14 protein-coding genes are annotated in these 18,684 nt (G+C 69.4%); 7 read left to right on the forward strand and 7 right to left on the reverse strand.

Going from position 1 to position 18,684, the window contains the following annotated elements:
• Positions 1 to 6 precede the first annotated feature (6 nt).
• From H0W40_RS02235 to H0W40_RS02255, 5 genes are all read right to left on the reverse strand, one after another.
• Positions 7 to 1,371 (reverse strand): TolC family outer membrane protein, encoded by a 1,365-nt coding sequence (locus H0W40_RS02235; RefSeq protein WP_292442732.1) that lies wholly within the window; start codon positions 1,369 to 1,371, stop codon positions 7 to 9.
• Between the two features lie 62 nt (positions 1,372 to 1,433).
• Positions 1,434 to 2,087, reverse strand: coding sequence for a protein-L-isoaspartate O-methyltransferase (locus H0W40_RS02240; RefSeq protein WP_292442737.1), 654 nt, complete (start codon positions 2,085 to 2,087; stop codon positions 1,434 to 1,436).
• A 62-nt stretch (positions 2,088 to 2,149) separates the two neighbouring features.
• Positions 2,150 to 5,356: an efflux RND transporter permease subunit gene (locus H0W40_RS02245; protein WP_292442740.1), complete on the reverse strand. Its 3,207-nt coding sequence runs from the start codon at positions 5,354 to 5,356 to the stop codon at positions 2,150 to 2,152.
• A gap of 822 nt (positions 5,357 to 6,178) precedes the next feature.
• Positions 6,179 to 7,363 carry an efflux RND transporter periplasmic adaptor subunit gene (locus H0W40_RS02250; RefSeq protein ID WP_292442743.1) on the reverse strand — a complete coding sequence of 395 codons (1,185 nt, stop codon included), beginning with the start codon at positions 7,361 to 7,363 and terminating at the stop codon, positions 6,179 to 6,181.
• Positions 7,360 to 8,040 (reverse strand): TetR/AcrR family transcriptional regulator, encoded by a 681-nt coding sequence (locus H0W40_RS02255; RefSeq protein ID WP_292442746.1) that lies wholly within the window; start codon positions 8,038 to 8,040, stop codon positions 7,360 to 7,362. The genes H0W40_RS02250 and H0W40_RS02255 overlap by 4 nt, the downstream gene beginning before the upstream one ends.
• A gap of 274 nt (positions 8,041 to 8,314) precedes the next feature.
• On the opposite strand from H0W40_RS02255, the gene H0W40_RS02260 reads away from it, so the two are divergent.
• From H0W40_RS02260 to H0W40_RS02290, 7 genes are all read left to right on the forward strand, one after another.
• The gene (locus H0W40_RS02260) at positions 8,315 to 9,706 is read left to right on the forward strand and encodes an HlyD family efflux transporter periplasmic adaptor subunit (RefSeq protein WP_292442749.1); all 1,392 of its coding nucleotides are present in this window, start codon (positions 8,315 to 8,317) and stop codon (positions 9,704 to 9,706) included.
• A 23-nt stretch (positions 9,707 to 9,729) separates the two neighbouring features.
• Positions 9,730 to 10,467: an ABC transporter ATP-binding protein gene (locus H0W40_RS02265; RefSeq protein ID WP_292442752.1), complete on the forward strand. Its 738-nt coding sequence runs from the start codon at positions 9,730 to 9,732 to the stop codon at positions 10,465 to 10,467.
• Positions 10,464 to 11,696, forward strand: a complete 1,233-nt coding sequence (locus H0W40_RS02270; RefSeq protein WP_292442756.1) for an ABC transporter permease — start codon at positions 10,464 to 10,466, stop codon at positions 11,694 to 11,696. Before H0W40_RS02265 ends, H0W40_RS02270 begins: the two co-directional genes overlap by 4 nt.
• Before the next feature lie 466 nt (positions 11,697 to 12,162).
• On the forward strand, positions 12,163 to 12,672 hold the full coding sequence (locus tag H0W40_RS02275; RefSeq protein ID WP_292442772.1) for a (2Fe-2S)-binding protein: 510 nt from the start codon (positions 12,163 to 12,165) through the stop codon (positions 12,670 to 12,672).
• On the forward strand, positions 12,672 to 13,700 hold the full coding sequence (locus H0W40_RS02280) for a xanthine dehydrogenase family protein subunit M (RefSeq protein ID WP_292442759.1): 1,029 nt from the start codon (positions 12,672 to 12,674) through the stop codon (positions 13,698 to 13,700). The genes H0W40_RS02275 and H0W40_RS02280 overlap by 1 nt, the downstream gene beginning before the upstream one ends.
• 170 nt (positions 13,701 to 13,870) lie before the next feature.
• Entirely contained in the window at positions 13,871 to 16,150 is a 2,280-nt protein-coding gene (locus H0W40_RS02285) for a xanthine dehydrogenase family protein molybdopterin-binding subunit (RefSeq protein ID WP_292442761.1), read from the forward strand.
• Between the two features lie 85 nt (positions 16,151 to 16,235).
• Positions 16,236 to 16,934 carry a type 1 glutamine amidotransferase domain-containing protein gene (locus H0W40_RS02290; RefSeq protein ID WP_292442764.1) on the forward strand — a complete coding sequence of 233 codons (699 nt, stop codon included), beginning with the start codon at positions 16,236 to 16,238 and terminating at the stop codon, positions 16,932 to 16,934.
• Positions 16,935 to 16,956: 22 nt separating this feature from the next.
• On the opposite strand, the gene trmB is transcribed toward H0W40_RS02290, so the two are convergent.
• Complete coding sequence (trmB, locus tag H0W40_RS02295; protein WP_292442775.1) at positions 16,957 to 17,580, reverse strand: tRNA (guanosine(46)-N7)-methyltransferase TrmB; 624 nt, start codon at positions 17,578 to 17,580, stop codon at positions 16,957 to 16,959.
• A 128-nt stretch (positions 17,581 to 17,708) separates the two neighbouring features.
• Entirely contained in the window at positions 17,709 to 18,377 is a 669-nt protein-coding gene (locus tag H0W40_RS02300) for an ATP-binding protein (RefSeq protein ID WP_292442766.1), read from the reverse strand.
• Positions 18,378 to 18,684 lie beyond the last annotated feature (307 nt).

Genomic DNA, 18,684 nt, shown 5'->3' on the forward strand with positions numbered 1-18,684 from the left:
GGCCGCTCAAGGCATCAGCAGCCGGTTCACGCCCGCCACGTCTTGCTCGTCCAGCACGCCCGCCGCCTGCCGCAGCCGCAAGCTGTTGACGATGGCGTCGTAGCGCGCGCGCTGCAGGTCGCGCCGGGTGGTGAAGAGCTGGGTCTGGGCGTTGAGAACGTCGAGGTTGACGCGCACGCCGACCTTGTAGCCGAGTTGCGTGGCCTCCAGGGCGAGCTGATTGGAGGCCTCGGCGGCTTCGAGTGCGCGCACGGTTGCCTCGCCCGATTGCACCGCGAAAAAGGCCTGTCGAGTCGCCTGGTCCACGCTTCGGCGGGTTGCCTGTAGCTGGTTGAGCGAACTCTCCTCGAGCGCGAGCGTTTCCTTGACGCGGTTCTGGATCGAATAGCCGGCGAAGAGCGGCAAGTTGAGCTGCAAGCCGATCTGGGCCTGGGTGGTGGTGCCCGCCAGCGTGGTCGTGCGCCGCGCCGTGGTGCGGTTGCTGCTCACGCCGCCGATCAGGTCGACCGTGGGCAGATGGCCGGCGCGCGCGCGCTCCGTTTCGAGTTGCGCCACGTCGTAGGCCAGGCGTGCCTGGCGCACGGCCGGCGAATCCTCGGCCTCGGCCACCCATTGCTCGAGTGGACGCGGCTCGAGCGTCGTCAACTGCACCGGCACCTGCAGCGGGCGCGGCTCGATGTCGGCGCGGCCGAACAGCTGGTCCAGCGCGATGCGCGTGTTGCGCAGGGTGTTCTCGGCCACGATCTCCTGCGCTACTGCCAGGTCGAAGCGCGCCTGCGCCTCGCGGGTGTCGGTGATGGTGGCGGTGCCGACTTCGAAATTGCGCTTGGCGGAGGCAAGCTGTTCGGCAATGGCGGTCTTGTTGGCGCGCGTGGTTTCCAGCGCGTCCTGCGCGGCCAGCACGTCGAAGTAGGCCTGGGTCACACGCAGGATCAGCTCTTGTTCCGCGGCCTCCAGTTCGGACATCGAGGCGACGAACACCCGCTCGGCCTGGTCGATGACGGCGTCGTTGGTGCGGTTGAAAAGCGGCTGCAGGGCCGAGATCTGCGCGCTGCCGTCGTTGCCCGAGCTGCGGCCGATCACGGGCACGTCGGTCTCGCTGCGCGTGGCGCTGGCCGAGAGATTGACGCTGGGCCGGTTCAGTGCCTTGACCTGTTCGTACCTGTACTGAGCCGAGTCGGCCTGCGCCCGCGCGGCCAGGTAGGTGGCGTCGTAGCCGCGTGCCGCTTCGTAGAGCTGCGCGAGGCTTTGCGCCTGCAGGCTGCCGCAGGCCACGAGCAGGCTTGCGGCAAGCGCAAGCAGCCCCCTGCGCGGCGCCGCGGGCCGACGACTCAAGGGCTTGCGGCGTGACACGACGGGGCACTGGGACATGAAGCTTTCCTTTGCTGAATCTTTAGCGGTGGCACCGCGCGGCGCGCCGGCCGTGCGCGTGTTCAAAAAGCGAACTTCGAGGGTTCGGGAAAGCCGTCGAGCCGCGGCGCCACGGTGTCGAAGAGTTCGACCGAATGAAAGCCCGCCGCCGCGCTGCGTGTGTAGAGCACCGCCCGCATGATCGGCTGCTGGCCGACGATGGCGGCGAGCCGGCCGCCTGGCGCCAGCCGCATCAGCAGCGACTGCGGCACGGCGGCGACCGAGCCCGACAGCAGGACCACGTCGAACGGTGCCTCGCCGTGCAGGCCCAGCGCGCCGTCGGCCGTGCGCACCTCGGCGTTGCGCACGCCGGCGCGTTCCAGGTTGTGTGCGGCAAGTTGCGCGAGCGCCGGGCGGATTTCGAGGCTGAGCACCTCCCGGGCCTGATGCGCCAACAGGGCGGCCATGTGGCCGGAGCCGGCACCGATCTCCAGCGCACGCTCGTGCTTGCGCACGGCGAGCTCCTGCAGCAGCCGCGCTTCGAGTTTCGGGGCGAGCATCTGCTGGCCTTCGGGCAGCGGAAGCTCCATGTCCATGAAGGCCAGCGCGCGGTGTTCTTCCAGCACGAAGTCTTCGCGCTTGACGATCGCCAGCAGCGACAGCACCGACGCATCGAGCACGTCCCAGGGGCGGATCTGCTGCTCGATCATGTTGAAGCGGGCTTGTTCGACGTTCATGGACGCAGCGAACGAAGTGGGCTTGGGGGCAGGGTGCGCAAGGTGAGGGTTCTCGGCAGTTTTCATGGGGCGATGGATTCTATTTCGGGCCCTCGGGCCGAGCCGCGCCAGCGTCGCCGCGCCCAGGCGGCCAGATCGTCGAGGTAGCAATAGATCACGGGAACGACCACCAGCGTGAGCAGCGAGGACGTGATCACGCCGCCGATCACGGCTTGGCCCATCGGGGCGCGCTGCTCCGAGCCTTCGGTGATGGCCAGGGCCAGCGGCAGCATGCCGAAGATCATCGCCAGCGTCGTCATGAGGATCGGACGCAGGCGCACGCGGGCGGCATGCAGCAAGGCATCTTCGCGGTTCATGGGCGTCTCGCCGGGCGAGCCCTTGCGCGAGCGGATGGCGAAGTCGATCAGCAGGATCGCGTTCTTGGTCACCAGTCCCATCAGCATGACGATGCCGATGATGCTGAACATGTTGAGCGTGGAGCCGAAGGTCAACAGCGCCAGCACCACGCCGATGAGGGTGAGCGGCAGCGAGCTCATCAGCGCCAGCGGCTGCAGGAAGCTCCTGAACTGGCTGGCCAGGATCATGTAGATGAACACCACCGCCAGCCCCAGCGCGCCGATCGCGTAGCTGAAGGACTCGTTCATGTTCTTGGTCGAGCCGCCGAAGCTGTAGCGGTAGCCGGGTGGGAAGGGCGTGGTCTCGAGCACGCGGCGGATGTCGGCCGAAACATCACCCGCGCTGAGACCGAAGGCGTTCGCGTCGATGTTGATCTCGCGGTTGAGGTCGCGGCGGTTGATCTGGTTGGGCCCGGTGGAGGGCCGCACGTCGGCCACCTGCGCGAGCCGCACGATGCGCGGCGAGCCGTCCGATGACGCGCTCACTGCGAGCGGCAGCCGGGAAATGTCGGCAAGCTGCGTGCGGCTCTCGGGCGCGAGGCGCACGTTGACGTCGTAGTTCTCGCCGTCGGGGGCGCGCCAGTTGCCGACCGTCGTGCCGGCCACCAAGGTCCGCAAGCTGGCGGCCAGCGAATCGACGTTGAGGCCGGCATCGGCCGCAGCGTCGCGCTTCACCTCGATGGCCACGGTGGGCTTGTTCGGCTTGAGCGTGGTGTCCAGATCGACGAGGCCGGGAATGTGGCGCAGCCGCGCCAGGATGAGCTGCGAGAGCCGTTCCAGCTCGCCCAGATCATCGCCCTGGATCGAGAACTGCAGGCTCTTGCCCCCACCCATGTCGGTGACCCCGAGGTTGGTGACCGTGATGCCCGGAATGCTCGCGAGCCGCTCGCGCAGCACGGTGCCGATCTCGTCCACGCCCCGTTCGCGCTGCGCCCGATCGACCAGCCGCACATAGACCGAGCCGTAGATCGCGCCCAGCGCCTGGCCGCTGTTGATGGTGGTGACGGTGTGCTGTACCTCGGGCAGTTCGCGTAGCACCGCGTCGACCTGGCGGGCGCGCTGCTCGGTCAGCTCGAGCGAGGAACCGACGGGGGTGTGGAAGTTGATCTGCGTCTCCGAGAAGTCGGCCTTGGGCACGAACTCGGCGCCGAGCAGCGGCACGATGAAAAAGCTCGCAAGGAAGGTGCCCAGCGCGATGGCGAGCGTGGCCAGCTTGTGAACCAGCGACCAGCGCAGGATCGACTGGTAGCGATCGCCCAGCCAGTCGGTGAAGAGTTCGAACTGACCGGTGACACGGCCCAGCGTGCGGTCGTAAAGGGTCACCGGCTTGTCGCGGTGCGCCCCCGGCTGCCGCTCGGCCTGCGGGTCGTGCCACACGCTGGAAAGCATCGGGTCCAGCGTGAAGCTCACGAACATCGAGATCAGCACGGCGGCCACGATGGTGATGCCGAACTCGTGAAAGAACTTGCCGACGATGCCGCCCATGAAGCCGATCGGCAGGAACACCGCCACGATCGACAGCGTGGTGGCGAGCACCGCCAGGCCGATCTCCTGCGTGCCGTCGAGCGCCGCCTGGCGAGCGCCCTTGCCCATCTGCACGTGGCGCACGATGTTCTCGCGCACGACGATGGCGTCGTCGATCAGCAGGCCCACGCACAGGCTCAGCGCCATCATGGTGATGGTGTTGATGGTGAAGCCGAAGGCGTGCATGACGCCGAAGCTGCCGATCAGCGCGATCGGCAAGGTGAGACCCGTGATGACGGTCGAGCGCCAGGAATTGAGGAACAGGAAGACGATGCCGATCGTGAGCAGCGCACCTTCGATCAGCGTGCGCTTGACGTTGGCCACCGAGGTTCGGATGGAGCGCGAGTTGTCGCGGTTGATCTCCGTGCGCACGCCCGGCGGCGTCACGTCCGCAGCACCTGCCAGCGCGGCCTTCAGGCCGTCGACCACGGCGATGGTGTTCTCGCCCTGCGACTTCTGCACCGACAGCAGCACCGTGCGCTGGCCGTTGTAGAGCGCCAGCGTCTCCAGCTCCTGCGGGCCATCGACCACGTCGGCGAGCTGCCACAGCCGGATCGGCGCGCCGCCCGCCTCCCCGCCGCCCGCACCGGGCAGCGCGGCCCGGCGCGCGACGACGATGTCGCGAAAGTCCTGCGGCGTCTTCAGCCTCGCGTTGATCTGCACCACGCGCTCCTGCTCGCGCGAGCGGATGGCACCGAGCGGCAGCTCCTGGTTCTCGCTCTTCACGGCGGCGAGCACCTGCGCGACGCTGATGCCGTAGGTCTCGAGCGCGGCGGGCTTCAAGTAAACGTTGATCTCCCGCTCGCGCCCGCCGATCACCGACACGCCGCCCACGCCGCGTACGTTCTCCAGGCGCTTTTGCAGCACTTGCGTCGCCCAGGTGGTGAGCTCCTGCGTGCTGTGGCGGCCGTTGTCCGACAGCACCGCGACGTTGAAGATCGGCTGGCTGGCCGGGTCGAAGCGGGCGATGCGGGGTTCCTCGACCTCGTCGCGCAGGAGCGGGCGGATCAGCGCGACCTTCTCGCGCACGTCTTCCGCCGCCTGGCGGCCGTCGATGTCGAGGTTGAACTCGACGATGACGATTGCGCTGCCTTCGTAGGAGCGCGAATGCAGCGCGTTGATGCCGGCGACGGTGTTGACCGCCTCCTCGATCTTCTTGGTGACCTCGCTCTCGACGATCTCGGGCGAGGCGCCGGGATACTCGATCTGCACCACCACGGTCGGAAAGTCGATGTCGGGAAGCTGATCGACGGCGAGGCGTTGGTAGCTGAACAGGCCCAACACCACGAAGGCCAGCATGACCATCGTGGCCATGACCGGGTTGCCGATCGAAAGGCGGGTGAACCACATGGCGGTGCGTGTTCCGCTCACATCGAGCGGCCGCTGCTCCGGTAATTGCGGAGAGGCTCCCTCTCCCGCTTGTGGGAGAGGATTGGGAATCGGCCCGTTGCGGACGTTTTTCTGGCGGCCATGCTGGTGTTCGGGGGGAGCAAAGCCGTGGGCGGGCGTGCGGCGGCGCGCCGGTGCGGCGGTCGGCCCTGCGGGCCGACTGCGCTGTGCTGCTCGGGCTTGCGGGCCGTCGCGCAACTCGCTTCGCTCACTGCGTTCGCTGCGCTCAGACAGGCGCGACGAGTCAGTTGACGAAGCGCGCTGCGCGCGCCGCCCGCAAACCCTGCGCTGCTCGCCGCCGCACAGGCGCGCCGCCGCACACCCGCCCACGGCTTTGCAAGAGGTGCGCTCCCTCTTAATAGAAAGAAGGCACTTCGCGGGCATCGAGCCCGCGAAGCGCCGGAGCAAGGCAGGCTCGAAGCCTGCCTTGCTCCATTCCCCTCTCCATAGAGAGCGAGCGCTGTTTGGCAAAGCCGCGGGCGGGCGGCGGGCGCAGCGCCTGTGCGGCGGCGAGCAGCGCAGGGCTCGTGGCTGAGCGCGCAGCGCGCTTCGTGATCTGACTCGTCGCAGCTGTCTGAGCGCAGTGAGCGCAGCGAACGAAGCGAGTTCTGCGACGCAGCCACGAGCCCGAGCAGCACAGCGAAGTCGGCCCAACGGGCCGACCGCCGCACTGAAGCGAAGCCCGCCGCCCGCCCGCGGCTTTGCTCCCGCACAACATCCGCAAGGCAACAGCAACGCGCGTTGAACGTCCGCAACGCGCCGCGAACAGTCGGTCGCTTCACTTCAGCGCCCGGCCTCGGAGGCGGCCGATAGCGCCACCGGTGCTGCGCTCTTGCGGCCGGCCACATCGGCGCCGCTGCCCAGGCGCACGGCAGTGCCTTCGCGCACTTCGCCGACGCTGGCCCGCAGCAGCGTGCTACCTGCGTCGATGCCTTCCGTCACTTCCACCAGCGGCTCACCGCTGTCGGTGGCCGTGCCGCGCAGGCCCAGGTTCACGAGACGCACGACGACGAGGCCGTCCGTCACTTCGAGCACCCGCGGCCGCGCCTGGTCGATGCGCACGGCATCCTCGGGAATCGACAGCGCCGCCTTGCGCTCGACCGCGATGCGTCCGCTGGCGAACAGGCCCTGTCGCAGACCGGGCTGCAGCTCCACGTCCAGGTAGACCAGCACCGAGCGCGTGCCGGCCTGCGCCGCGGGGTTGATGCGCGCCACGCGAGCCCTCACCGGCGCGGTGATGCCATCGACCCGCAACTCGGCCACCGCGCCGACGCGCACGCGGCCCACTTCCTCGGGAGCGACCGCCGCCTCGATCTCCAGCCGCGACAGATCGACGATCTCGATCAGCCGTGCATCCACCGGCACGCGCTCGCCCGGCTGTACCAGGCGCTGCGCCACGAAGCCGGCGATCGGTGCGCGCAGGACGGTGTCGGACTCGGCCTTGCGGCTCAGGTCGGCCGCTGCGCGCGCGGCCTGCAGCGCTGCACGCGCTGCGGCGGCGTTGGAGACCGAGGTGTCGAGCGCGTTCCTGGAAATGAAACCCTGCTCGACCAGGCTGCGGTTGCTGCTCAGTGCGCGCTCCGCGATGTCGAGCTGGGCGCGGGCCTGGGCGGCCTGCTGCTCGGCTTGGCGCAGTCTGAGCCGGTATTCGCTCGCGTCAAGCCGGCCGAGCACCTGGCCGGCCTCGACGGGGTCGCCCTCGCGCACACCGAGCTCTTGCACCTCGGCCGCCACTCTGGCCTTGACGACGGCCGAATTGACGGCGCGCAATTCGCCGGTGATGTCGAGCTGGCGGACCAGTTCGCGCTGGCGGGCGACCGTCACGTCGGCGGGGCCGAGTTCCAGCGCGACGGGGGGCCGCGAGGCCGGCGCCTCTTCAGCCTTGCGCGCGAGCAAAGCGCGGCCGAGCGCGGCGCCGAACAGCAGCAGCGCCAGCGCGATCAGCACCCAGCGAAAGCGCCGCGTCATCGTTTTTTGCCGTTGGCCTTGCGGGGGGGAGGCGCCACGACAGGCTCGCGCGGCACCAGGCCGCCCAGCACCATGTCCATCTGCACCTCGATCAGCCGCTGCGGCGCGTGCGGGCACTCGAGCCCGGCGCACGCGCCGATGGAGTGCTTGCGCAACATCATGAACAGCACGGGCGCCATCAGGTTGTGAACCACCTCATGCACCGGCAGCGGCCGGAACTCGCCGCGGTCGATGCCGCGCTGGAGTACGCCCGCAAGCATGCGCTCGGCCGGCTCGATGACCTCCTGCCGGTAGAACTGCGCGATGTCCGGAAAGTTGCGCACTTCCGAAACGATGAGTTTGGCGATGCCGGAGGCCTTGGTCTCGCCGATGCGGCGCCACCACTCCGACATCAGATAGGGCAGCAGCTCGGTGGTCGGGCCCTCGAAGCCGCGCACGATGTCTTCACCCTCGGCGATCTCGCGCGAGATATTGTTGCGGATCACCGCCTTGAGCAGGTCTTCCTTGCTGGGGTAATACAGATAGAGCGTGCCCTTGGAGACGCCGGCGCGCGCGGCCACCTCTTCGGCCCGGGTGGCCGCGAAACCCTTCTCGACGAAGAGCTCGAGCGCCGCATCGAGCAGCTCCTGCGGGCGCGCCTCCTTGCGGCGCTGGCGCGCTAGCGGCGTGATCGCCATCGGGCATGGGGCAAGAGGCGCGGGTCGGGACATGGTTACTGCTAATGACCAATGAGTCAGTAAATGTAGTGCGCTCGAGGGTGCGGGTCAATGTAAGCCGCAAAAGCCCGAGTGCGGCGGCAAAGCTCGCCGCGCCGCGGCACAGCGCGTGTGCAGCAGCGGGAAAGCGCGAGTAAAGATGGATGAAGACCGCGCGGTGGATGCCCCGGTTCCGAGGGCCGGCTCAAGGCTTCGGCCCAGCTGCCGCCGCCACCGCTACCTAGAATCCAGCACGATGGCACGCACCGCATGGATCCTGGCCGGATCGCTCGCAATCGCCGCCGCCGGCGCTGCCGCGTGGTGGGCGCTTCGCGATGAGGACCAGGCGATGAGCTACCGCACCGCGCCCGTGGAGCAAGGCCCGATCGAGGCGGCGGTGGCGGCCACCGGCACCCTCAATCCCGTGGCGCAGGTCAGCGTGGGCAGCCAGGTGTCGGGCCAGATCCAGGCGCTTTTCGCCGACTTCAACACCGAGGTGAAGAAGGGCCAGCCGATCGCCCGCATCGACCCGGAGAGCTTTCGCTACCGCGTGCGCCAGGCCCAGGCCGACGTGGAGGCCGCGCGCGCGCAGGTGCTGCAGGCGCAGGCCGGCGTGGCCGCGGCGCAGGCGGCGCTTTCGCGGGCGAAGCTCGATGCCGACAACGCGGCGCGCGACCTCGGGCGCAAGCAGGAGCTGCTCGACCGCCAGTTCATTTCCGAAGCCGAGTTCGAGACCACGCGTAATCTCGCCGGCACCCTGGCCGAGCAGCTCAAGGCGGTCGCCGCGCAGCTCGAGGTGAGCCGCGCGCAGGCCGTCAGCGCGCAAGCCGCGGTGCGCCAGCGCGAGGCGGCGCTGGCGCAGGCGCAGGTGGACCTGGACCGCACGGAGATCCGCTCGCCGGTGAACGGCGTGGTGATCAAACGCAGCGTGGATCTGGGCCAGACGGTGGCCGCCAGCCTGCAGGCGCCCGAGCTCTTCATCATTGCCCGCAACCTCGCCGACATGCAGGTCGAGGCGTCCATCGACGAGGCTGACATCGGCCGCGTGCGCGCCGGCCAGCCGGTGAACTTCACGGTGGACGCGTTTCCCGGCCGCGAATACGAAGGCGTGGTCGCGGCGGTGCGCAAGGCGGCGCTGAACACGCAGAACGTGATCACCTACACGGTGGTGGTGAGCTTTCGCCAGAGTGCGGCGCAACTGCTGCCGGGCCTGACCGCCAACGTGCGCATCGTCACCGAGCGGCGTGAGAACGTCGTCAAGCTCCCGAACGCGGCGCTGCGCGTGCGGCTGCCGGACGTGGCCGAGGCGTCCGGCCGGGCGCCGCATGCTGCGCCGCCGGTGCCCGACGCTCCGCGCGACGTGGCCGCCATCAAGCGCGGCGCGGGGAGTGCGCCTTCGACGGCGGCCGGTGCGCGGCCCGGCGCTCCTTCGTATGCAGGGCCCACCGAGCGCGACACCACCGGACGGGTGTACGTGATCGGCTCCGATGGAAAGCCGCGAGCCGTCGCTCTGCGGCTGGGCATCGGCGACGGCCGCATGACCGAGGTGCTGGCCGGCGGCTTGGTGCCGGGGCAGCAGGTCATCGTCGGCATGCAGGATCCGGGCGGCACGGCCGCGGCGCGGCGCGGCCGGCGCGGGCCGTTCTGAGCCGGACAGGGCCAGGCGGGCACATGGCGCTCATCGAGGCGCGCGACTTGACCAAGACCTACCGCAGCGGCAGCGCCGCCGGCGAGGTTCACGCGCTGTGCGGCGTGTCGCTCGACATCGACGCCGGCGAGTTCGTCGCGATCATGGGCGCTTCGGGGTCGGGCAAGAGCACGCTGATGAATCTGCTCGGCTGCCTGGACCGACCGACGAGCGGCAGTCTGCGTCTGGACGGCGAGGCGGTCGATGGCCTGTCGGGCGATGCGCTGGCCGCCATCCGCAACCGCCGCATCGGCTTCGTGTTCCAGCAGTTCAACCTGCTACCGCGCACCTCGGCGCGCGAGAACGTCGAGCTGCCGCTGGTGTATGCCGGCGTTCCCGCACGGCAGCGCCACGCGCGCGCGCTGGACTGCCTGCGCGAAGTGGGTCTGCAGGAGCGCGCCGGCCACACGCCCGCCGAGCTGTCGGGCGGCCAGCAGCAACGCGTGGCGATCGCCCGGGCGTTGGTGAACCGGCCGCAACTGATCCTGGCCGACGAGCCGACAGGCGCGCTCGACAGCGCCACCTCGGACGAGGTGATGCGGCTGCTCGCGGGCTTGAACGAGAGCGGCATCACGGTGATCCTGGTGACGCACGAGGCCGATATCGCCGCCTGGGCGCGAAGGCGGATCGTGTTTTGCGACGGGCGGGTGGTGGAGGACGTGCGGCAGGACAGCCGGTCCGGCTTTCAACGTGTGCGCAGCACTCGCGTTTCACCATCATGAACACCCTTGCGGCCCTTCGCTCGGCCTGGCGCGCCCTCACCGCCAACCCGATGCGCAGCATGCTGACCATGCTCGGCGTCATGATCGGCGTGGCTGCCGTGATCACCACGCTGGCCATCGGCAACGGCGCGCAGCAGCGCATCGCCGAGCAGATCAGGAGTCTGGGCTCGAACGCGCTGATGGTGGTACCCGGCGCACAGAACGCCCGCGGCGTGCGCCTGGGTGCGCAGACCGGCCATGCGCTGACCGAGGAAGACGCCGAAGCGATCGCCAGCGAGGTGTTCGAGGTGCAGTACGCCGCGCCCAACCTGCGCAGCGCACAGCAGATCGTCGCCGGCAACACGAACTGGTCGACCTACGTGCTGGGCACCACGTCCGACTACCTGCTGGCCCGCGAATGGCAGATCGCCGGCGGCCGCGTGTTCGGGCCCGGCGAGCTGGCCGGCTCCGGCAAGGTGGCGGTAATCGGCCATACGGTGGCGCAGGAGCTGTTCGGCAGCACCGATCCGATCGACCAGGTGATCCGCGTGCGGCAGGTGCCGCTCACGGTGATCGGCGTGCTCGCCCCCAAGGGACAGAACTCCTGGGGTCAGGACCAGGACGACGTGGTGATGGTGCCGATCTCGACCTACCGCAACCGCGTGCAGGGCCACGCCAGCGGGCGGCTCAAGCGGGTGGGCTCCGTGAGCGTGAAGGTGCACGAGGGCATGAGCATGCAGGCAGCCGAAGAGGGCATCCGCACGCTGCTGCGCCAGCGCCACCGCTTGCAGCCCGACGATGACGACGACTTCGCCCTGCGCAACCTCACCGAGCTGATGCAGACGCAGGAAGCGACCAGCCGCGTGCTCGCACTCCTGCTCGCAGCGGTGGCCGGCGTGAGCCTGCTGGTCGGCGGCATCGGCATCATGAACATCATGCTGGTCAGCGTGACCGAGCGCACCCGCGAGATCGGCCTGCGCCGGGCCGTGGGAGCGAGGAGCCGCGACATCCTGGCGCAGTTCCTGATCGAGGCGGTGAGCCTGTCGCTGGCCGGCGGCGCGATCGGCGTGCTGCTCGGCGCCGCCGTGACCGCTGCCATAGCCGCCTTCGCCGGTTGGCAGGTCGTGATGAGCGCGAGCGCCATCGTGCTCGCGGTGGGCTTTTCGGCCGCGGTGGGTGTGTTCTTCGGCTTCTACCCGGCCCGGCGCGCCGCTGCGCTCCTGCCCATCGAGGCGCTGCGGCACGAGTAAGGCGCCCGCCACGTCGGGGGCGCCGATGCATCGGGCGGATGGCGGCAAGGTGCCTGTCGAATTTGCGGCAAGCGTCGACTGCGACGGACCAAGCCGACACATGAAAGAGGCGCCCTGAGCCAGCCCGCGACCCCTCCATGCCTTCGCACCCTTCGCATCCTCTGCGCCTGCGAGCCGCGAGGCCTGCGAGGCCTGCGAGGCCTGCGAGACCTGCGAGACCTGCGAGACCTGCGAGACCTGCGAGACCTGTCCTAGGCACGTCATCTGCCGAGAGCCGGTTTACGCTTTTCACCCACCGAGCTCGCGGCGCCTCGCGGGCTGCGCAAGGATTCTCCTCATGGCCGGACTTACCCGTCGCACCTTCCTCTCTTCATCGTCCACGCTCGGTGGCGTGATCGCGATTCCGCTGGCCACGGGTTGCGCGACGGGCACCGAGCGCGGGGCGGCCACGGCCGAAGCGCCGCCGATGCAGATCGAGCCGGCCACGGTGCCGCCCGCCCAGCGCCTGGACTTCACGCTGGATGTCAACGGCCGGCCGCAGCGCGTGACGGTCGATGTGCGCACCACGCTGCTCGACACCCTGCGCGAGCACATCGGCCTGACCGGCACCAAGAAGGGTTGCGACCAGGGTCAGTGCGGCGCCTGTACCGTCCACCTCGATGGCCGACGAGTGCTGTCGTGCCTCACGCTCGCCGCGCAGGTGGGCGCGCGCAAGGTCACCACCATCGAAGGCCTGGCAGGCACCGGAGGCGGCCTGCATCCGATGCAACAGGCCTTCATCGACCACGACGCCTTCCAGTGCGGGTACTGCACGCCAGGGCAGATCATGTCGGCGGTGGCCTGTGTGGCTGAGGGCCATGCCGACGACGCCGCCGAGATCCGCGAGTACATGAGCGGCAACCTGTGCCGCTGCGCGGCGTATCCGAACATCGTGGCCGCGATCGAGCAGGCACGCGGCAGCATCCGGAGGGCGTGATGCGGCCCTTCACTTACCAGCGCGTCGACAGCGCCACGGCCGCGACGCAGGCGGCAATGGCCGCTAGCGGCGCGGCGACGCTTCCCGCGACCGAGGCGCCGGTGCAGTTCCTGGCCGGCGGCACCACGATCCTCGACCTGATGAAGCTCGACGTGATGCGCCCGCAGGCGCTGGTCGACATCAACCCGCTGGCTGCTGCCGGCGGTGGCGACATCACCGCCGGCCCCGGCGGCATCCGCTTCGGCGCCTTGGTCAGCATGGCCCAGGCTGCCGAGCACCCGGCGGTCTTGCGCGATTACCCCGTGATCGCCGAGACGCTGGTGCTCGCCGCCAGCGCGCAGTTGCGCAACATGGCCAGCCTGGGCGGCAACCTCCTGCAGCGCACGCGCTGCGCCTACTTCCGCGACACGCACTGGCAGGCGTGCAACAAGCGCAAGCCGGGCTCGGGCTGTGCGGCGATGGACGGCATGAACCGCCAGCATGCCGTGCTGGGCACCAGCGGCGAGTGCATCGCCACGTATCCCGGCGATTTCGCGCAGGCGCTGATTGCGCTGGACGCCACAGTCGAAATCGCCGGTGCCGCCGGCATGCGCAAGCTGCCGTTCGCCATGCTGCACCGTCCGCCCGGCAGCACGCCGCAGATAGAGACGGTGCTCGCGCCCGGCGAGCTGATCACCGCCATCGAGGTACCGGCCGGTGCCTGGACGCGGCGCTCGCACTATCTGAAGATCCGCGACCGCGAGTCCTACCAGTTCGCGCTGACCTCGGCGGCTGTCGCGCTCGACCTGCAGCAGGGCGTTGTCCGAGAGGCGCGCATCGCGCTCGGCGGGGTGGCCACCGTGCCATGGCGGGCTCGCGAAGCGGAAGCGGCGCTGGCCGGCCAGCGGCTCGACGAGACCAGCGCCACAGCCGCCGCCGCCGCCGCTTTCGCCGGCGCGCAGCCGCGCGAACACAACGCCTACAAGGTCGTGCTCGGCCAGCGCACGCTGGTGCGTGCACTGCTCGAAGCTGCAGAAATGCCGGTGTAGCGGGTGCCGTACGCCGAGCATTCGCCTTGTCCCCTCTCCCTCAGGGAGAGGGCCAGGGTGAGGGCCGGCCGGCGCTTGCCAATTTCCACCTGTTCGAAGGTCGCGCAGCCCTCACCCCCAACCGTCTCCGGAGAGGGAGAGGGGGCATTCATTCCTTGGAAAGTGATCCCATGACTCTCGCCGCCGCTCCCGAACCCAAGGCCAACATGGGCCAGCCTGCGCGGCGCATCGAAGCGCGCGCCAAGGTCACCGGCGACGCGCGCTATCCGTCCGACGAAGCGCTTCCCAACGTGGCGCACGCCTACCTCGTGACCAGCGCCATCGCCAAGGGCCGCATCTCACGCATCGATCAGCGGGCGGCGCGCGCCGTGCCGGGCGTGATCGACATCCTCACGCACGAGAACGCCGGCCAGGTCAAAGGCTCGAAGATGTTCAGCGACGGCGGCAGTGCCTCGACCACCATCGTGCCGCTGGCGTCTCCCAGGATCTGGCACGACGGCCAGATTGTTGCCATGGTGCTGGCAGAGACCTTCGAGGCCGCGCGCGAGGCCGCGCACAAGCTCGACATCGCCTATGCCGCCGAGCGGCCGACCGCGAGTTTCGCCTCGCCCGGCACCACGACGGAGGCCATCGCCAAGGTGTCCAAGCGGCACAAGGACCCGCAGGTCGGCAACGCCGAGGCGGCCTTTGCCGCCGCCGCAGTTAAGGTCGATGCCGAGTACTACACGCCGACCCAGCACCACAACGCGATGGAGCTGTTCACGACCAGCTGTGTCTGGGAGGGCGACGAGCTCACCATCCACGAGCCGAGCCAGTTCGTCTATGCGCTGAAGAACGGCGTGGCCGAGCAGCTCGGCATCGATCCCGGACAGGTGCGCGTGATCAGCCACTACGTCGGCGGCGCGTTCGGCGCCAAGGCCTCGGTCACGCCGCGCACGGCTCTGGTGGCTTTCGCCGCCAAGCGCATCGGCCGGCCGGTCAAGCTGGTCATGACGCGCCAGCAGGGCTACACAGTCGCGACCTACCGTGCCGAGACCGACCACCGCGTGCGTTTGGGCGCCGGGCGCGACGGCAAGCTCACGGCCTACCTGCACGAAGCGCGCGAGATCACCTCGCGGCCCGACAACTACTTCGTCGCAGGCAACATCAACAGCGCCGTGATGTACGCCTTCGGCAACGTCGCCACGAAGGCGAGCATCGTCCATGCCGACCGCAACACGCCGGGCTTCATGCGTTCGCCGCCGGAAGTGCCCTACATCTATGCGCTCGAAGCCGCAATGGACGAGATGGCAGTGGCACTCGCCATGGACCCGGTCGAGTTCCGCCGACTCAACGACACGATGGTCGATCCGATCAGCGGCAAGCCCTACAGCAGCCGCTCGCTCATGCAGTGTTACGACGAGGCGGCGCGCGTCTTCGGCTGGAGCAAGCGCAACCCGAAGCCCGGCTCCATGCGTGAGGGGGACTGGCTCATCGGCTACGGCTGCGCCACTGCCACCTACCCGACCCACGTGGCACCCGCCGCCGCGCGCGTGCAGTTCTACGCCGACGGCAAGGCGCGCGCGCAACTCGCCGCGCACGATGTCGGCACCGGCACCTACACCATCGCGGGACAGATGGTCGCCCGCACCCTGGGCATTCCGCTCGACGCCGTGCAGGTCGAGATGGGCGACAGCCGCCTGCCGGCTTCGCCTGTCTCCGGGGGCTCCAACGTCACGGCCAGCACCTGCTCCGTGCTCATGAAGGCCTGCGAGGCGATCCGCGACAAGCTCTTCGCGGCGGCGTCGCGGCAAGGAGCCTTGGCGGGCGTGCCGGTCGCGCAGATGGTGCTCAAGGACGGTCGCGTCGCGGCGCTCGACGGTCGCAGCGAATCGATGGCGGTGGTTTTCAACGCGGCGGGCGCGGGCGTGCTTGAGGAGTACGCCGAATGGTTTCCGCCCGGCAAGTCGGCCGAGGACGTGAAGAAGCTCTACCAGGGCGCGGCCGGCATCACGGGTGGCACCGAAGGCGAGAAACTCATGTTCGCCTTCGGCGCCGAGTTCGTGGAGCTGCGCATCAACGTGCGCACGCGCGAGATCCGCGTGCCGCGCATCGTCGGCGCCTTCGCGGCCGGGCACATCATGAACCCGCGCACCGCGCGCAGCCAGCTCATGGGCGGGTTGATCTGGGGCATCGGCTCCGCGCTTCACGAGGAAACCGAGGTCGATGCGCGCCATGCCCGCTACGTCAACACCGACATCGCCGAATACCTGGTGCCGGTGAATGCCGACGTGCCCGAGGTCGAGGTGATCCTGGTGCCCGAGGTCGATACATTCGTCAACCCGGCGGGCGTGAAGGGGCTGGGCGAGCTGGGTAACGTGGGCACGGCGGCAGCGATCTCGAGTGCGGTCTATCACGCCACCGGCAAGCGGGTGCGCGCGCTGCCGATCCGCATCGAGGATCTGCTGTGAGGCGTGGGGTGGATGGGCCGGTCGCGCACAGCGCCTGTCCGATTGCTGCATCCTGCGTTTCTTCACCTGCACCAGGAGCAAGACAATGAAGATTCTGATGGTCCTTACCTCCCACGACCAGCTCGGCGACACCGGCAAGAAAACCGGCTTCTGGCTCGAGGAGTTCGCCGCGCCGTACTACGTGTTCAAGGGCGCCGGCGCCGACATCACCGTCGCCTCGCCCCTTGGCGGACAGCCGCCGCTCGACCCCAAGAGCGACGAGCCCGACGCGCAGACCGAAGCGACACGCCGCTTCGCCAAGGATGCGCAAGCTCAGGAGGCGCTCGCTCATACCGTGCGCCTCGAAACGCTGAAGGCGCTGGATTTCGATGCGTTGTTCTATCCCGGCGGCCACGGCCCCTTGTGGGACCTCACGGAGAACCAGCAGTCGATCGCGCTGATCGAGGCGATGCTCCTGGATGGCAAGCCGGTCGCCGCAGTCTGCCATGCGCCCGGCGTGCTCCGCGACGCGAAAGCGAAGGATGGCAAACCGCTGGTCGAGGGCCGGCGCGTCACCGGCTTCACCAATTCCGAGGAGGCCGCGGTCGGCCTGAGCGAGGTGGTGCCGTTCCTGGTTCAGGACATGCTCGAGCAGCAAGGCGGCCGCTACTCGAAGGCCGGCGACTGGGAGCCTTACGTGTTGACCGACGGCCTCCTGGTCACTGGCCAGAACCCTGCTTCTTCCGAGCCTGCGGCGAAGGCGCTGCTCGCGCTGCTGTCCGCGCGCAAAGCGCCGCCGGCGTGACCGTGCGGCGTTTTCGGCGCCCTCAGCGTCGCGCAAACACGAGGTCCCACACCCCGTGGCCGAGCCGCAGGCCTCGCTGCTCGAACTTCGTCAACGGCCGGTAGTCGGGCTTCGGCGCATACGCTTCGGCGGTGTTCACCAGGCCCGGCTCGGCGCCCAACACCGCGAGCATCTGCTCGGCATAGGGCTGCCAGTCGGTGGCGCAGTGAAGCATGCCGCCGGGCGCCAGACGGGTCACGAGCTCGGCGACGAACGCCGGCTGGATCAGGCGGCGCTTGTGGTGCTTCTTCTTGTGCCACGGGTCGGGAAAGAAGATGTGGATGCCGGCCAGCGAGGCCGGCACGAGCATGTGCTCCAGCACTTCGACCGCGTCGTGCTGAACGATGCGCAGATTCGTCAGGCCGCGTTCGTCGATGCGCTGCAGCAGCGCACCGATGCCGGGCGCATGCACCTCGCAGCCGATGAAGTCGGTGTCCGGCCGCGCCGCCGCGATCTGCGCCGTGGCGTCGCCCATGCCGAAGCCGATCTCGATCACCAGCGGTGCGCTGCGGCCGAACACCGCGGCCGGATCGAGTGGCGTGCTCCAGAACGGCAGCACGAAGCGCGGGCCCAGTTCGGCCAGCGCGCGCACCTGGCCGCTGCCCATGCGGCCGGCGCGCAGCACGAAGCTGCGGATCGGGCGCGTACCGGCCACAGGTTCTCGCGCTTGGGCCTCGGTCGGACCGCCCTCGGCAGCGAGTCGAGCCTTGGCGGCGGACAGGTGTCGTGGATCGTTCATCGTTGCGAGGCTTTTGGGGTGAGGGCGAGATGCTCGCAGTCGGGCACCAGGCATTCGCGACAACGAAGGCTGAGCCGGCGGCCGGTTTGTGGCGACGCCGCCGTCGAATCCGGTATCGCTTCGGTCGGGCTCGGCAGGCCGAGCACCGGCCGCACGGCGGCCAGCGCCGCGGCCGTGCGCGCGGGCCCGCTGCCGTAAATCACCGAATGCGGGATTGCGGCTTCGGCCAGCGCGCCGCGGATGAGCGCGTCGACGGGTTCGCGGACCTGCGGGCCGTCGCGCTGCAGGCCGTCGGCCTGCCAGGGCAGGTCGAGCCCGGTCAGCAGTGTGTGGGTGCAGCGGCGCTGCAGAGCGAGTGCCCCGCCGCGCAAGCTCTCGTCGGCGAAGAGGAACTGGCTGTACAGGGCGATCATCAAGGGCGTGGTGTCGGCGACCACGGTGCTTCCGTCCTGAGCAGCGGCTAGGGTGCGCCGCCATTGCTCGGCCGCGATGGCCGCCTGCTCATGCGGCTGCGGTGTGCAACCGCGCGCATCGCAGAACTCGCGCAGGTACTCCCGCACCACCACGGCGCGGGTGCCGAGTGCGCGCAACTCCAACGCGAGCGCGTAGGCCAGCGTGGTCTTGCCGGTGCTTTCGGCACCGAGGATGGCGATCACCGGGCTCATCTCAATGGCTCCGCGTGAGTTTCGTGTGATCGGCGGTGAGTGAAACGGTGTTGGTTCGTAGGCCGGCGGTAGTGGACAGAATGGATTGATATTTGCGCGAATGGAAGGGCAGGTGCAAGCAAAGCCGTGGGCGGGTGTGCGGCGGCGCGCCGGTGCGGCGGTCGGCCCTGCGGGCCGACTGCGCTGTGCTGCTCGGGCTTGCGGGCCGTCGCGCAACTCGCTTCGTTCGCTGCGCTCACTGCGCTCAGACAGGCGCGACGAGTCAGTTGACGAAGCGCGCTGCGCGCGCCGCCCGCAAGCCCTGCGC

The sequence above is a fragment of the Methylibium sp. genome (genome assembly GCF_013817345.1).
Lineage (GTDB): Bacteria > Pseudomonadota > Gammaproteobacteria > Burkholderiales > Burkholderiaceae_C > Methylibium.

Coding starts and splice junctions, on each gene's coding strand:
- H0W40_RS02235 (WP_292442732.1), bottom strand. CDS start 1,371: ATGTCCCAGTGCCCCGTCGTGTCACGCCGCAAGCCCTTGAGTCGTCGG.
- H0W40_RS02240 (WP_292442737.1), bottom strand. CDS start 2,087: ATGAACGTCGAACAAGCCCGCTTCAACATGATCGAGCAGCAGATCCGC.
- H0W40_RS02245 (WP_292442740.1), bottom strand. CDS start 5,356: ATGTGGTTCACCCGCCTTTCGATCGGCAACCCGGTCATGGCCACGATG.
- H0W40_RS02250 (WP_292442743.1), bottom strand. CDS start 7,363: ATGACGCGGCGCTTTCGCTGGGTGCTGATCGCGCTGGCGCTGCTGCTG.
- H0W40_RS02255 (WP_292442746.1), bottom strand. CDS start 8,040: ATGGCGATCACGCCGCTAGCGCGCCAGCGCCGCAAGGAGGCGCGCCCG.
- H0W40_RS02260 (WP_292442749.1), top strand. CDS start 8,315: ATGGCACGCACCGCATGGATCCTGGCCGGATCGCTCGCAATCGCCGCC.
- H0W40_RS02265 (WP_292442752.1), top strand. CDS start 9,730: ATGGCGCTCATCGAGGCGCGCGACTTGACCAAGACCTACCGCAGCGGC.
- H0W40_RS02270 (WP_292442756.1), top strand. CDS start 10,464: ATGAACACCCTTGCGGCCCTTCGCTCGGCCTGGCGCGCCCTCACCGCC.
- H0W40_RS02275 (WP_292442772.1), top strand. CDS start 12,163: ATGCAGATCGAGCCGGCCACGGTGCCGCCCGCCCAGCGCCTGGACTTC.
- H0W40_RS02280 (WP_292442759.1), top strand. CDS start 12,672: ATGCGGCCCTTCACTTACCAGCGCGTCGACAGCGCCACGGCCGCGACG.
- H0W40_RS02285 (WP_292442761.1), top strand. CDS start 13,871: ATGACTCTCGCCGCCGCTCCCGAACCCAAGGCCAACATGGGCCAGCCT.
- H0W40_RS02290 (WP_292442764.1), top strand. CDS start 16,236: ATGAAGATTCTGATGGTCCTTACCTCCCACGACCAGCTCGGCGACACC.
- trmB (WP_292442775.1), bottom strand. CDS start 17,580: ATGGGCAGCGGCCAGGTGCGCGCGCTGGCCGAACTGGGCCCGCGCTTC.
- H0W40_RS02300 (WP_292442766.1), bottom strand. CDS start 18,377: ATGAGCCCGGTGATCGCCATCCTCGGTGCCGAAAGCACCGGCAAGACC.